We start from the raw sequence: 13,512 nt of genomic DNA, 5'->3' as shown, positions 1-13,512 counted from the left end.
CCCGGCCAAAGACCAGGGGCGCTCCCACACTCGTTTCGGGCTCTACTCGGCTTCCTCTTCGGGAGCCTCGTCGTTCGACACGGCATCCACCTGCGCCGCCGCCGGAACATCCACCTCCAGCAGCCTCGACAGCTGCCGACCCCGGATCCGCTTGAACTTGCGCTGCTGAGCCCGCGTACGGTCCAGCACCGCCACCTCCAGCCGCTCCGCCGGAATCGACTTGTCCGCACCGTTCGCCTGGCTCGACAGCGCCTGCACCGCCAGCTTCAGCGCCTCCGACAGGGTCATCCCGTCCTTGTGCCGCTGATCGAGATAGGTACTGATCTGCTCGGCGTTGCCGCCGACCGCCACCGAACCGTGCTCGTCCACGATCGAACCGTCGTGCGGCAACCGGTAGATCTGGTCCCCGGCCGCCGTCGCACCGACCTCGGCCACGACCAGCTCCACCTCGTACGGCTTCTCACCCGCACTGGAGAAGATCGTGCCGAGCGTCTGCGCGTAGACGTTCGCCAGCCCACGGGCCGTCACATCGTCACGGTCGTAGGTGTATCCGCGCAGATCGGCATAGCGCACGCCACCGATCCGCAGGTTCTCGTACTCGTTGTACTTGCCGGCGGCCGCGAAGCCGATCCGGTCATAGATCTCGCTGAACTTGTGCAGTGCACGGGACGGGTTCTCACCGACGAACACGATGCCGTCGGCGTACTGGATCACAACAAGGCTGCGGCCGCGGGCGATGCCCTTCCGGGCGTATTCCGCCCGGTCGGCCATGGCCTGCTGGGGTGACACATAGAACGGAGTCGACACCGGCTTTCCGTCCCTTTCTTCTGGGTCCTAGGGGCGACGGATGGTCAGAGCAGGGCGGCGCGCGGGCCGTCGGGCTGCTCCAGCCGACGATTCGTGATCTTGCGGGCCAGCTCCGAGGACTCGGCGTCGGTGAGCCTGCGGAATCCCTCTTCGGTCATGACGGTGACGATGGGGTAGATGTGGCGGTAGAGGTCCGGGCCACCGGTCGCCGAGTCGTCGTCGGCGGCGTCGTACAGCGCCTGCACGACCAGCGTCGTGGCCTCCTCCTCCGTCAGCTTCGAGTGGTACAGCTTCTTCATCGAGCCGCGGGCGAAGATCGAGCCGGAACCGGTGGCGGCGAAGCCGTGCTCCTCGGAGCGGCCGCCGGTCACGTCGTAGGAGAAGATCCGGCCCTTCTCCTTGGCCTCGTCGTACCCCGCGAAGAGCGGCACGACGGCCAGCCCCTGCATCGCCATGCCCAGATTGCTCCGGATCATGGTCGACAGCCGGTTGGCCTTACCTTCGAGGCTGAGCGTCGCCCCTTCGACCTTCTCGAAGTGCTCCAGCTCCAGCTGGAACAGCTTCACCATCTCCACGGCCAGACCGGCCGTGCCGGCGATGCCGACGGCGGAGTACTCGTCCGCCGGGAACACCTTCTCGATGTCCCGCTGCGCGATCATGTTCCCCATGGTCGCCCGCCGGTCACCGGCGAGCACGACCCCGCCGGGGAAGGTGGCGGCCACGATGGTCGTCCCGTGCGGCGCCTCGATGACCCCGTCGGGCAGCTTCCGGTTGCCCGGGAGCATCTCGGGCTGGTGAGCCCCGAGGAAGTCCATGAAGGACGACGAACCCGGCGTCAGGAAGGCTGCCGGTAGACGCCCTGTGCTACGAGTGTTGGGTTCCACAGGTTTCCTTCCACGTAAGCGGCTGCACGCCTCAAGACGTCCGGCCGATCCTTGAGCTGCCCAATTCCTGCGTTGCAGCCGAAGCGAAGTACGCCTCGGACCTTACCCGTCCGATGATCGTGATCCACATGCTCTGCCGGACTCTCTTGGCAGAGGACGCAGACACCGCCCTGGGCGGCGATCATCGCGTCCCGCTCGGCTTCTGTAATGCCGTAATTGCGCTTCAGGTGTCCGGCCCGGCCCTGGACGGCCCGGCAGGCCTTGCAGCGAGTCGACAACCCGTCAGAGGCACTTGTGTTCTCGTGCCACTCACCGTGCGGCTTTACCTCACCGCGCTGTCGGCAGAGCTTGCTGCCGACCTGCACTTCCACGTGTTCCCTGACAGCCTTGCCTTGGGCGGCCCGGCGGCGCCGGTAGTGCTCGGCACCGTAGGCCGCCACGCACTCACGGCACCTGGGCTGCAGCCCATCGCGCCGGTTTCGATCCGAGGCGAATCCGCTCAGTGGTATGTCACGGGCACACCCGCGGCACCACTTCGTTCCATTGGACATGGAGCACACACTGGCGGACTCACCTTAGATTCGAAGGCTATTCGCCGCCTTTTTGTACGAAACTCCGAACGAAATCCTCGGCATTTTCCTCAAGTACATCGTCAATCTCGTCAAGTACCGAGTCGACGTCGTCGGAGAGCTTTTCCTGTCGTTCCTTGAGGTCGGTCGATTCCTCGACCGCCGCCTCCTCGACCTCCTCGGTCGAGCGCTGCGCCTTCTGCTGTCCGCCGCCGGTGTCCTTGGTCGCCATGTCTAGCTCACCCCGCTCGGTTCGCACGCTCACGTGAAAGACCCCGCGAATTCGGGATCCCTCAAGATCAGACTCTACGTCGGACCCTACAAGGAGGGCCCGACATCCGTCCCGGTACTTTCATAACGTCCGGGTGTCTTCATGATTCCCGGGCCGGAGGCCTTTCAGCCCCCGCCCCGGGGACCGGAAAGCCCTACCGTCCCGACAGCACCCGCACCAGGTCCTCCGCCGTCCGACAGCGGTCCAGGAGCTCCTTCACGTGCGCCCGGGTGCCCCGCAGGGGTTCCAGCGTCGGGACCCGCTGGAGCGAGTCGTGGCCCGGCAGATCGAAGATCACCGAGTCCCAGGAGGCCGCGGCGACGTCGTCCGCGTACTGCTCCAGGCACCGTCCCCGGAAGTACGCCCGGGTGTCCTCCGGAGGCTTGCTCTGCGCGCGTTCGACGGCGGTCTCGTCCAGCAGCCGCTTCATCTTTCCGCGGGCCACCAGGCGGTTGTACAGCCCCTTCTCGGGCCGTACGTCCGCGTACTGCAGGTCCACCAGGTGGAGCCGGGCCGCGTCCCAGCCGAGGCCGTCCCGGCGCCGGTAGCCCTCCAGGATCTCCCGCTTCGCGATCCAGTCGAGCTCCCCCGACAGGCTCATCGGGTCGGTCTCGAGCCGGCCCAGCACGTCCTCCCAGCGGGCCAGCACATCCTTGGTCTGCTCGTCCGCGTCGGAGCCGAAACGCTCCTCCACGTACTTCCTGGCCAGCTCGTAGTACTCCATCTGGAGCTGTACGGCGGTCAGCGTGCGCCCGCTGCGCAGCGTGATCAGGTGCTGCAGGTCGGGGTCGTGGGAGACCTGGTGCAGGGTGCGTACGGGCTGGTCCACGGCGAGGTCGACGTTGATGTAGCCGTCTTCGATCATGGACAGGACAAGTGCGGTGGTGCCGAGCTTGAGGTAGGTGGAGATCTCGGAGAGGTTCGCGTCGCCGATGATCACGTGGAGCCGGCGGTACTTCTCGGCGTCCGAGTGCGGTTCGTCCCGCGTGTTGATGATGGGGCGCTTGAGGGTGGTTTCCAGGCCCACCTCGACTTCGAAGTAGTCCGCGCGCTGGCTGATCTGGAAGCCGTGTTCGCGTCCGTCCTGGCCGATGCCGACGCGGCCGGCGCCGGTGAAGACCAGGCGGGAGACGAAGAAGGGGGTGAGGTGGCGCACGATGTCAGAGAAGGGGGTTTCCCTCTTCATCAGGTAGTTCTCGTGCGTGCCGTAGGAGGCGCCCTTGTTGTCGGTGTTGTTCTTGTAGAGGTGGATGGGCTGGGCCCCGGGGAGCTGGGCGGCCCTGACGGCGGCCTCGGCCATGATCCGCTCGCCGGCCTTGTCCCAGAGGACGGCGTCGAGCGGGTTGGTGATCTCGGGGGAGCTGTACTCGGGGTGCGCGTGGTCGACGTAGAGCCGTGCGCCGTTGGTGAGGATGACGTTGGCGAGGCCGATGTCCTCGTCGGTGAGCTGGCTGTTGTCTGCGGCCTCGCGGGCGAGGTCGAAGCCGCGGGCGTCCCGCAGCGGGTTCTCTTCCTCGAAGTCCCATCGGGCGCGTCGCGCCCGGTGCATCGCCGCCGCGTAGGCGTTGACGATCTGGGACGAGGTGAGCATGGCATTGGCGTTCGGGTGCCCCGGGACGGAGATCCCGTACTCCGTCTCGATCCCCATTACTCGCCGTACGGTCATGCGGCCCTCCTTGCCCGGCGGCGCTCCCGTTCGGGAGCGGCGCTCAAGTACCGCTGGTGCTCCGGTGCGTCGTGTGCGGTGCCCGTCCCCGCACTGCGCGACCTGCGGTACGGATGAGCCTAGAACCACTCCGCGCTGGTGGGGAGATCATTTCAGTCATTGACCTTGCCCTGTCACCGGCTGAAAAGAGCAGTAGGTAAAGCAGTCGGCTGCGGGTGCCCGGCAGGGCTCCCGCAGCCGGCCGGCTTTGTCAGAGGTACTGACCGGTGTTGGCCACCGTGTCGATGGAGCGTCCGGTGTCCGCGCCTTGCTTTCCGGTGACGAGGGTTCGGATGAATACGATCCGCTCGCCCTTCTTTCCGGAGATTCGGGCCCAGTCGTCGGGGTTGGTGGTGTTGGGCAGGTCTTCGTTCTCCTTGAACTCGTCCACGCAGGCCTGGAGGAGGTGGGCGACGCGAAGGCCCTTCTGGTTGTGCTCGAGGAAGGCCTTGATGGCCATCTTCTTCGCACGGTCCACGATGTTCTGGATCATCGCGCCCGAGTTGAAGTCCTTGAAGTAGAGGACTTCCTTGTCGCCGTTGGCGTACGTGACCTCGAGGAAGCGGTTCTCCTCGGTTTCGGCGTACATCTGCTCGACGACGGTCTGGATCATGCTGTGGACGGTTTCGGCGGTGGAGCCCTGGTGTTCGGACAGGTCGTCCGTGTGCAGGGGCAGCGAGGCCTTGAGGTACTTGGCGAAGATGTCCTTCGCCGCCTCGGCTCCGGGGCGCTCGATCTTGATCTTCACGTCGAGCCGGCCGGGGCGCAGGATGGCCGGGTCGATCATGTCCTCGCGGTTGGAGGCGCCGATGACGATGACGTTCTCCAGGCCTTCCACGCCGTCGATCTCGGCGAGCAGCTGGGGGACGATGGTGTTCTCCACGTCCGAGCTGACGCCTGATCCGCGGGTGCGGAAGAGGGATTCCATCTCGTCGAAGAAGACGATGACGGGGGTGCCCTCGCTCGCCTTCTCCCTGGCACGCTGGAAGACGAGGCGGATGTGACGCTCGGTCTCGCCGACGTACTTGTTGAGGAGTTCGGGGCCCTTGATGTTCAGGAAGTAGGACTTCCCGGTGGGCTGGCCGGTGACTTCGGCGACCTTCTTGGCGAGGGAGTTGGCCACGGCCTTGGCGATGAGCGTCTTGCCACAGCCGGGAGGGCCGTAGAGCAGGATGCCCTTCGGGGGCCGCAGTTCGTGTTCCTTGAAGAGGTCGGGGTAGAGGTAGGGGAGCTCGACCGCGTCGCGGATCAGTTCGATCTGGTCGCCCAGGCCGCCGATCTTGTCGTAGTCGATGTCCGGGACCTCTTCGAGGACGAGGTCTTCGACTTCGCTCTTGGGGACGATCTCGTAGACGTAGCCGGAGCGGGGTTCGAGCAGCAGGGAGTCGCCGGGGCGGATGGTGACGTCCAGGAGCGGCTCGGCGAGCCTCACCACCCTTTCCTCGTCGGTGTGCCCGACCACCAGGGCGCGCTCGCCGTCCTCGAGGATTTCCTTGAGGGTGACGATGTCCCCGGCCCGCTCGAACTCCATGGCTTCGACCACGTTGAGGGCTTCGTTGAGCATGACCTCCTGGCCGCGCCGGAGCTCTTCCGGTTCGAGGCTGGGGCTCACGTTCACGCGGAGTTTCCGGCCGCCGGTGAAGATGTCGACGGTGCCGTCTTCGTTGGACTGCAGGAAGACTCCGAAGCCGGCCGGCGGCTGTGCGAGCCGGTCGACTTCTTCCTTGAGGGCCACGATCTGGTCGCGGGCCTCCCGCAGGGTGTTCGCCAGCCGCTCGTTCTGAGCGGAGACGCCTGCCAGGTTTGTCTGGAGCTCGACGATCCGCTCTTCGAGAATCCTCGTGTGTCGCGGAGAGTCGGCGAGCTTACGTCGCAGGACGGCGATTTCCTGCTCGAGATAGGCAACCTGGCCGGCGGGGTCCTCAGACCCTCGCCCGGGCCGGATGCCGCGGTTGATGTCGTCGTCGTGGGCTGCCACGGTCCTCACCTCCTCCAAGGGGAGCTGGACGCTTTCTGACCCTACCTGGGCTGGTGGTGATTGAAACCCCTAGATCACAAAGACGGTAGGGGTGTGTCCGATCTTCACCCTTGCGTACTCCCTCCTGTCAAGGAAATACCCACCCATCAACATCGGAAAGCAGCCGGTTGTAAGGTCGAACTGTTCAACACCCGCCAGAGCTCGCGCGACTTGCCTCGGGTTCTGACCGGAATGGATCACTCACAGCAGGGAACGGCAGGAGATATGACCGTGCAGCAGGGCGCAACCACCGAGCGGGCCGCGGGTGCCGGCGAGGCCGGAGAGCCGCTCGAGGTCTGGATCGATCAGGACCTCTGCACCGGCGACGGAATCTGTGTGCAGTATGCGCCGGAGGTCTTCGAGCTGGACATCGATGGTCTGGCGTACGTGAAGAGCCCCGCCGACGAGCTGCTCGTGGAGGCGGGGGCGACCACTCCGGTTCCGCTGGTGCTGCTCCAGGACGTGGTGGATTCGGCGAAGGAATGCCCGGGTGACTGCATCCACGTAAGGCGGGTTTCGGACAGGGTAGAGGTCTTCGGTCCCGACGCGGAGTGACGGTTCAAACACCCGTGGGGGTCGAGTCCCTAAGCTCCTGGCGGAATTTTCCGCCGGTCCAGCGCCACTTGGCGAGCTGTTTGGTGTCGGGGCTGTAACGGGGCACTTCGGGTGAGGAGTACCCGAGGAGGCTCGCCGTGACCAGTCCGTCACTGACGGTGAGATCGGTCGTGGTCTGCTTGCGGGTGGCCTCGAGCAGGGTGGCGACGACCCTGGGGGCGGCGTCCTTCGCCGGGTCCTGCGCGAGGACGTAGATCGCGTGCGGCGGGGTTCCCGAGCCGGCGTCGCAGTGGACGGCCGCCACGGTTTCGGGGCGGCCGTCGCCGTCCAGGTCGCCTTCGGCGGTGGCCGCGACGGCCTGTGGGGCGCCCTTGCAGTCCAGGGGGTACGTGACCGCGTGCGCGTCGGGAGCGGCCGCCCTGGGGCCTCCGGCGGGGCCCGTGGGGCGCTCCGGCCCGGTGGTGGCTCCGGTGGCCCGGTCGGGCTGCAGGAGTCCCGCGCCGCCTATGACGGCGGCCATGGCGGTGAGGGTGGCGAGCCAGTGGACGGGCCGGGTCCGGTGGTGTGCCGGGGTGTGCGGCGCGGGCTCGGCGGGGCTGTGCGGCACGCGGGGTGTCTCCTGTGCGAAGGGTGACGGGGAGCCAGCATCGTGCCACACCTCACATCGGGGCGGAACGGCTGGGTCCGGGCCGGCCCGGTCGCTTGCGCGGGGATCTGCCCGCAGGACAACGAAAAGACGCTGTGGCGCAGTTCCCCGGTGCTCCGGGGGAACTGCGCCACAGCGTCCGTGTGTTGGGTGGCCTCGCGGCCGGTCGTGCGGTGCTCAGTCGCGGTCGCCGGTGTCGGCTTCCGTGGTGGCGGTGCCGGCGGCCGCGGTGGCGGTGTCAGCGGCCGCGGTGGCGGTGTCGGCGGTCTTCGCGGCCGACCGGCTGCCGGGGCCCTCGTAGTCCTCGCCGTAGGCGCCCTTGGAGGGGCGGCGGCGGCGCATGGGCGCCTCGACGCCGTCCGCGAGGCGCCGGGCGGTGACGAGGAAGCCGGTGTGGCCGATCATGCGGTGGTCCGGGCGGACGGCCAGGCCTTCGACGTGCCAGTTGCGGATCATCGATTCCCAGGGCTGCGGTTCGGCGTAGCAGCCGAACTCGCGGATGGATTCGACGGTCCGGGAGAGCTGGGTGGTGGTGGCCACGTAGCAGCAGAGGATGCCGCCGGGTACCAGCGCCTTGGAGACGGCCTCCAGGCACTCCCAGGGGGCGAGCATGTCGAGGATCACGCGGTCGACGTCCGTGTCGGACAGGTTGTCCTGGAGGTCGCCCACGGTCAGCTGCCACGCGGGGTGCGGGCCGCCGAAGTAGCGCTCGACGTTGGCCGTGGCGATCTCGGCGAAGTCCGGGCGGCGCTCGTAGCTGTGGAGCATGCCCTGGTCGCCGATGGCGCGCAGCAGGAAGCTGCTCAGGGAGCCGGAGCCCACACCTGCTTCGACGACTCGGGCGCCGGGGAAGATGTCGGCGAAGGCCAGGATCTGGCCCGCGTCCTTGGGGTAGACCACGGCGGCACCGCGGGGCATGGACAGGACGTAGTCGGGGAGCAGGGGACGCAGCGCGAGGTAGGCGACGTTGCCCGTGGTACGGACAACGCTTCCCTCGGGGGAGCCGATCAGCTCGTCGTGCGGGAAGGCACCCTTGTGGGTGTGGAAGTTCTTCCCGGCTTCGAGCGTGAACGTGTAGTGGCGGCCCTTGGGGTCGGTGAGCTGAACCTGGTCCCCGACCTTGAAGGGCCCGCGTCGGCGGGCGGCACCGGTCGGTTCGGACATGTGACCAGTGTATTGGCTTCAGGACTGGGGCCGCGCCATGGCCTTCACGAAGGCCTTTTCGACGTCGAGGGTGGACAGGACGCCGTAGATCGAGCCGTCGGGCTGGAGTACGAGGTACTCGCTGGCGGGGGTGGTGCGCAGGTGGTCGAGGAGTTCTTCGCCGGTGAGGTCCGCTGAAACCTTCATGCCGTCGGTGAGGTCCTGGGCGAGGGTGCCGGTGGCGACCCAGGGGCGGCGGTGTTCGGGGACGGAGGCGATGGCGCTTTCGCGGACGATGCCGGTGGGGTCGCCGAGTCCGTCGACGACGACGAGGGCCCGGGCGCCGGATTCGTTGGCGCGGCGCAGGGCTTCGGAGAGGGGGGTGGCGTTCTCCACGGGGATGGCGCGGCGGGTGAGTTTGCGCGCGTGGAGTTCCGGGAGGTGTTCGCGCAGGCGGGCGACGCGCAGGCTGTTGCCGGCGCCGGTCCAGATGATGGCGGCGAGGATCGCGGCGAGGAGGGCGTCCATGACGGTGTCCATGCCGCTGATGGTGCCGGTGCGGTTGCCGAGGGTTCCGGTGGAGTTCAGCAGGGGCAGGCCGAGGAGGACGGCGACGGCGAGGGCGCGTCCGGCCCAGGCGGCGGCGATGGTGCCGGTCATGGGTTTGCCGGTGATGCCCCAGATGACGGCGCGGAGCATGCGGCCGCCGTCGAGGGGCAGGCCGGGGAGGAGGTTGAAGGCGGCGACGAGGAGGTTGGAGATCATGAGGCCGGCGAGGAGGACGCCGGGGACGCTGGCGGGTTCGACGGCTTTCATGCCGAGGTGGAAGGCGCCGGCGAGGAGGAGGGAGAGCAGGGGGCCGACGAAGGCGAGGACGAATTCGCGGCCGGGGGTCTCGGATTCCTTCTCGATCTCGGAGACGCCGCCGAAGAACTGGAGCTGGATGCGGCGTACGGGGAGTTTGAAGCGGAGGGCGGCGACGGTGTGGGCGAGCTCGTGGACGAGTACCGAGGCGTAGAAGGCGACGGCGAAGAAGAGGGCCACGAGGTAGCGCAGGGGGCCGAGGTCGGGGAGGATGCGGTCGAGCTGGTCGCCGAAGACCCAGGTGATGAGGGCGGCGACGAGGAACCAGCTGGGCGAGACGTAGACGGGTACGCCGAAGGGGCGGCCCATGAGGAGTCCGCCGCCCGGTCCTGAGCGCCGGCCCGCGCGCTCGCCGGTTTCGTCGGTGTCTGCCACGGCTTTCCTTCGTTCGCTGCTGTCCGGCACTGTGGTGCGCCGGGTGGTTCTGGTGCTTTTTCCCGTGGTGTCCGGGTGCGCTGTTGCGCGGTGTGATGCTCCGATCATGCAGTGCGAGGGGGGTCGGCGTCGATGGTATGCGCGTGCTGTCGGTGGCGGGTCGTAGGGTTTTGCGTATGACGACGAGCCCCGGCAGCGGTCCGGACGACGCAGCGCCCTGTTCCGTGCCCGGCCAGGTGGTGGCCGTGGCGCCTTCTTCGCTGTCGCCTTCGCGGGCGAGCGATTTCATGCGGTGTCCGCTGCTGTACCGGTTCCGGGTGATCGACAAGCTGCCGGAGAAGCCGAGTGCGGCGGCGACGCGGGGGACGCTGGTGCACGCGGTGCTGGAGCGGCTCTTCGATCATCCGGCGCCGGAGCGGACGGCGCCGCGGGCGAAGGCTTTGATTCCGGGGCAGTGGGACCGGCTGGTGGAGTCGAAGCCGGAGTTGACGGAGCTGTTCCCGGAGGGTGATGAGGGGGCGGGGCTGGCGCGGTGGCTGACGGAGGCCGAGGCGCTGGTGGACCGCTGGTTCACGCTGGAGGACCCGACGCGGCTGGAGCCGGTGGAGCGGGAGTTCTTCGTGGAGACGGAGCTGGAGTCGGGTCTGCGGCTGCGCGGGATCATCGACCGGGTGGACGTGGCGGCGACGGGTGAGGTGCGGATCGTCGATTACAAGACGGGGAAGGCGCCGCGGCCGGAGTACGCCGAGGGTGCGCTGTTCCAGATGAAGTTCTACGCGCTGGTGGTGTGGCGGCTGAAGCGGGTGGTGCCGCGGCGGCTGCAGCTGGTGTACCTGGGCAGTGGGGACGTGGTGACGTACGACCCGGTGGTCGAGGATCTGGAGCGGATGGAGCGCAAGCTGCTGGCGCTGTGGGAAGCGATCCGGGAGGCGACGGAGAGCGGTGACTGGCGGCCGCGGAGGACGAAGCTGTGCGGCTGGTGTGATCATCAGGCGGTGTGTCCGGAGTTCGGGGGTACTCCCCCGGTCTATCCGCTGACGGTCTCTCCCGGCCCGGGCCGGGAGGTGCCCGCGGCGCGTCCGGGGTCCGGGGAGCCGTCGGCGTCCGGGGAGCCGTCCGGGTCCGGGGAGCCGTCCGGGGCCTAGGAAGGCGCGGAGCGGGAGTGGGTTCTCCGGGTCAGGGCAGAATGGGCGGGGTTCCGCGTTGCCGTCCGACGAATACGAGGTAGACCCCGTGGCGATCCGCGTACTGCTGGTCGATGACCAGCCGCTGCTGCGCACCGGTTTCCGGATGATCCTGGAGGCCGAGGAGGACTTGGCGGTGGTCGGTGAGGCCGGGGACGGTCTGCAGGCGCTGGATCAGGTGCGGGCGCTGCAGCCCGATGTGGTGCTGATGGACATCCGGATGCCGCGGATGGACGGGGTGGAGGCGACGCGGCAGATCACGGGTCCGGGCCGGGACGGTCCGGCGAAGGTGCTGGTGCTGACGACCTTCGATCTGGACGAGTACGTGGTGGAGGCGTTGCGGGCGGGGGCCAGCGGGTTCTTGCTGAAGGATGCGCCGGCGGTGGAGCTGGTGCAGGCGATCCGGGTGGTGGCGGGTGGTGAGGCGATGCTCGCGCCGAGCATCACGCGGCGGCTGCTGGACAAGTACGCGGGTCGTCTGCCGTCGGGTGAGGACCGGGTTCCGGACATGATCGGTACGTTGACCGAGCGTGAGGTCGAGGTGCTGAAGCTGGTGGCCCGGGGGTTGTCGAACGCGGAGATCGCGGCGGATCTGTTCGTGAGCGAGACGACGGTGAAGACGCACGTGGGGCATGTGCTGACGAAGCTGGGTCTGCGTGACCGGGTGCAGGCGGCGGTGTACGCGTACGAGAGCGGTCTGGTGCGGCCGGGGGCCGGCCAGTAGCCGTCCCGGGGCGTCCTGGGGTGCTGTACGGGTTCGGGCCCGCTTCCGCGTGATGCGGAGGCGGGCCCGTTCTCGTGTGTGTGGGGGGGTGGGGCCGGTTCAGCCCTTGCTGATCTCCCAGAAGCGGAAGACGGTGGAGGCGTCCAGGGACCACTGCAGGCCGGTCACGTTCGGGCGGGTGACGGCGTACTGCTTGCTCTGCCAGAGCGGGAGGAGCGGGATCTCGTCGGCGACGATGTCCTGGAGGCGGTTGTAGTCGGTGGTGGCGGCGGTGCGGTCGGACTTCGCGGAGGTCGACGGGATGATCGTCCCGGTGATCTCCTTGTTGTCGTAGTTGTTGCGCAGGACGCTGTCGGGCCCGAAGAAGGGCTGCGTGAAGTTGTCGGCGTCGGGGTAGTCGGGGACCCAGCCCTTGACGTAGACGCCGTACTTGCCGTCCTGGATGTCCTTCTCGTACTGCTCGAACTCGATGGACTTGACGTCGGCTTCGAAGAGGCCGCTGTCGTTGAGCTGCTTGGCGATGAGCTGGAATTCCTGGTCGGTCGAGGGGCCGTAGCGGCTGGGCGTCGAGTACAGGGTGATCTTCACCTTGTCCTTGATGCCCGCGGTGCGCAGGACGGCCTTGGCCTTCTCGGGCTGGGGGGTGCCGCCGTAGCGGTCGAAGAAGGCGGTGGTGTGGGAGGCGATGCCGGCCGGGACGATGGAGTAGAGCGAGGTGGCGGTGCCGTCGTAGACCTGCTTGACGAGGGCTTCGCGGTCCACGAGGTAGGCGATGGCCTTGCGGACGGGGAGCTTTCCGGCGACGGGGTCGTTCATGTTGAAGACGAGGTGTTCGACTTCGGCGCCGGCGCCCTGGATGACTTCGACCTTCTGGTCGCCGGTCTGGGAGGCGAGGCCCGCGATGTCCTTGGCGGCCAGGCCGCGGAAGGCGAAGTCGACGTCTCCGCTTTCGAGGACCTTCCTGAGGGCGGCCTGGTCCTCGTTGAAGAACTTCATGGTGACGCCGCTGTTCTTCGGCTTGGCCTTGCCGCTGTAGCTGTCGTTGACGGAGAAGCTGGCGCTCTTGTCGTTGATGGAGTCGAGCTTGTAGACGCCGGAGCCGATGGCCTTGCCGTCGGTGCGGATCTTGTCGGCGGGGTACTCGGCGTGGTCGACGATGGAGCCGGCGCCCGATGCGATCTTGCTGGGGAAGGTCGCGTCGGGGGTCTTGAGGTGGAAGGTCACGGTCTTGTCGTCGGGGGTGTCGATCGAGCCGATCGACGCCAGCATGACGGCGGGGCCGTTCTCGTCGTTGATCTTCAGGGTGCGCTCGAAGGAGTACTTGACGTCCTTGGCGGTGAGGCTGTGGCCGTTGCTGAACTTCAGGCCGCCGCGCAGGGTGCACTTGTACGTCCGGCTCTCGCTGCCCTCGAAGTCGCAGGACTGCGCGGCGTCGGGTTCGGGCGTGGTGCCGCCCTTGGGGAAGCTGAGCAGGGACTGGAAGACGTTGTTGAAGAGCAGCCAGGAGCCCGGGTCGTAGCCCGAGGCGGGGTCGGTGGCCTTCACCTTGTCGGATATGCCCATGACGACGCCCTTGCCGCCGCCGGCGTTGGATCCGTCCGTCGAACCGCAACCGCTGAGCAGGGCGGCGGCGGTGGCCGCGCCGAGGGGGGCCACCAACCACTGGTTACGTCTCATCACGCGATCGTCCTTCACAGTCTGGCTGTCTCACTGGCTGGTCTGGTTTCTTCGTTCCGGTCCGGGGTGCGGTCCCGGGCCGGCGGGTGGG

Annotated in this window: 13 protein-coding genes; 3 read left to right on the top strand and 10 right to left on the bottom strand. The window is 67.8% G+C overall.

Translation table 11 applies throughout. The features are described from left to right. Positions 1 to 42: 42 nt before the first annotated feature. From prcA to arc, 6 genes are all read right to left on the bottom strand, one after another. Positions 43 to 807, bottom strand: coding sequence for a proteasome subunit alpha (gene prcA / locus OG904_RS25305; RefSeq protein WP_405494679.1), 765 nt, complete (start codon positions 805 to 807; stop codon positions 43 to 45). 44 nt (positions 808 to 851) lie between these two features. Beyond that, a complete protein-coding gene (gene prcB / locus OG904_RS25300; protein ID WP_405494677.1) occupies positions 852 to 1,691 on the bottom strand; it encodes a proteasome subunit beta in 840 nt (279 codons plus the stop codon). Next, entirely contained in the window at positions 1,643 to 2,131 is a 489-nt protein-coding gene (locus OG904_RS25295; RefSeq protein WP_405494675.1) for an endonuclease VII domain-containing protein, read from the bottom strand. Before OG904_RS25295 ends, prcB begins: the two co-directional genes overlap by 49 nt. A 148-nt stretch (positions 2,132 to 2,279) precedes the next feature. Then, positions 2,280 to 2,492 carry a ubiquitin-like protein Pup gene (locus OG904_RS25290; RefSeq protein WP_030294332.1) on the bottom strand — a complete coding sequence of 71 codons (213 nt, stop codon included), beginning with the start codon at positions 2,490 to 2,492 and terminating at the stop codon, positions 2,280 to 2,282. 193 nt (positions 2,493 to 2,685) lie between these two features. Next, a complete protein-coding gene (dop, locus tag OG904_RS25285) occupies positions 2,686 to 4,197 on the bottom strand; it encodes a depupylase/deamidase Dop (protein ID WP_266876650.1) in 1,512 nt (503 codons plus the stop codon). Between the two features lie 250 nt (positions 4,198 to 4,447). Then, the gene (gene arc / locus OG904_RS25280) at positions 4,448 to 6,214 is read right to left on the bottom strand and encodes a proteasome ATPase (RefSeq protein ID WP_405494672.1); all 1,767 of its coding nucleotides are present in this window, start codon (positions 6,212 to 6,214) and stop codon (positions 4,448 to 4,450) included. Positions 6,215 to 6,478: 264 nt separating this feature from the next. On the opposite strand from arc, the gene OG904_RS25275 reads away from it, so the two are divergent. Further along, positions 6,479 to 6,808 (top strand): ferredoxin, encoded by a 330-nt coding sequence (locus OG904_RS25275; RefSeq protein ID WP_405494670.1) that lies wholly within the window; start codon positions 6,479 to 6,481, stop codon positions 6,806 to 6,808. 4 nt (positions 6,809 to 6,812) lie between these two features. Here OG904_RS25275 and OG904_RS25270 read toward each other — a convergent pair whose 3' ends face one another. The 3 genes from OG904_RS25270 to OG904_RS25260 all read right to left on the bottom strand — a co-directional run bounded on the left by OG904_RS25270 (position 6,813) and on the right by OG904_RS25260 (position 9,836). Next, the gene (locus tag OG904_RS25270) at positions 6,813 to 7,328 is read right to left on the bottom strand and encodes a hypothetical protein (protein WP_405498260.1); all 516 of its coding nucleotides are present in this window, start codon (positions 7,326 to 7,328) and stop codon (positions 6,813 to 6,815) included. A gap of 303 nt (positions 7,329 to 7,631) precedes the next feature. Continuing rightward, positions 7,632 to 8,618, bottom strand: coding sequence for a tRNA (adenine-N1)-methyltransferase (locus tag OG904_RS25265; RefSeq protein ID WP_405494668.1), 987 nt, complete (start codon positions 8,616 to 8,618; stop codon positions 7,632 to 7,634). Between the two features lie 18 nt (positions 8,619 to 8,636). Continuing rightward, the gene (locus tag OG904_RS25260) at positions 8,637 to 9,836 is read right to left on the bottom strand and encodes a site-2 protease family protein (RefSeq protein WP_405494666.1); all 1,200 of its coding nucleotides are present in this window, start codon (positions 9,834 to 9,836) and stop codon (positions 8,637 to 8,639) included. A 176-nt stretch (positions 9,837 to 10,012) separates the two neighbouring features. Here OG904_RS25260 and OG904_RS25255 point away from each other — a divergent pair, with 176 nt between their 5' ends. Together OG904_RS25255 and OG904_RS25250 are read left to right on the top strand one after the other, a co-directional pair. Then, positions 10,013 to 10,981, top strand: coding sequence for a RecB family exonuclease (locus tag OG904_RS25255; RefSeq protein ID WP_405494664.1), 969 nt, complete (start codon positions 10,013 to 10,015; stop codon positions 10,979 to 10,981). Positions 10,982 to 11,069: 88 nt separating this feature from the next. Continuing rightward, a complete protein-coding gene (locus OG904_RS25250) occupies positions 11,070 to 11,744 on the top strand; it encodes a response regulator (protein ID WP_405494662.1) in 675 nt (224 codons plus the stop codon). A 99-nt stretch (positions 11,745 to 11,843) separates the two neighbouring features. Here the strand turns inward: OG904_RS25250 and OG904_RS25245 are convergent, their stop codons facing one another. Next, positions 11,844 to 13,421: an ABC transporter substrate-binding protein gene (locus OG904_RS25245; protein ID WP_405494661.1), complete on the bottom strand. Its 1,578-nt coding sequence runs from the start codon at positions 13,419 to 13,421 to the stop codon at positions 11,844 to 11,846. Positions 13,422 to 13,512 lie beyond the last annotated feature (91 nt).

Origin of the sequence: Streptomyces sp. NBC_00096 (assembly GCF_045041305.1) — a bacterium.
In the GTDB taxonomy this organism is placed as follows: domain Bacteria; phylum Actinomycetota; class Actinomycetes; order Streptomycetales; family Streptomycetaceae; genus Streptomyces.
The sequence above is the reverse complement of the archived record's forward strand: the minus strand, read 5'-3'. Positions and strand labels throughout refer to the sequence as shown.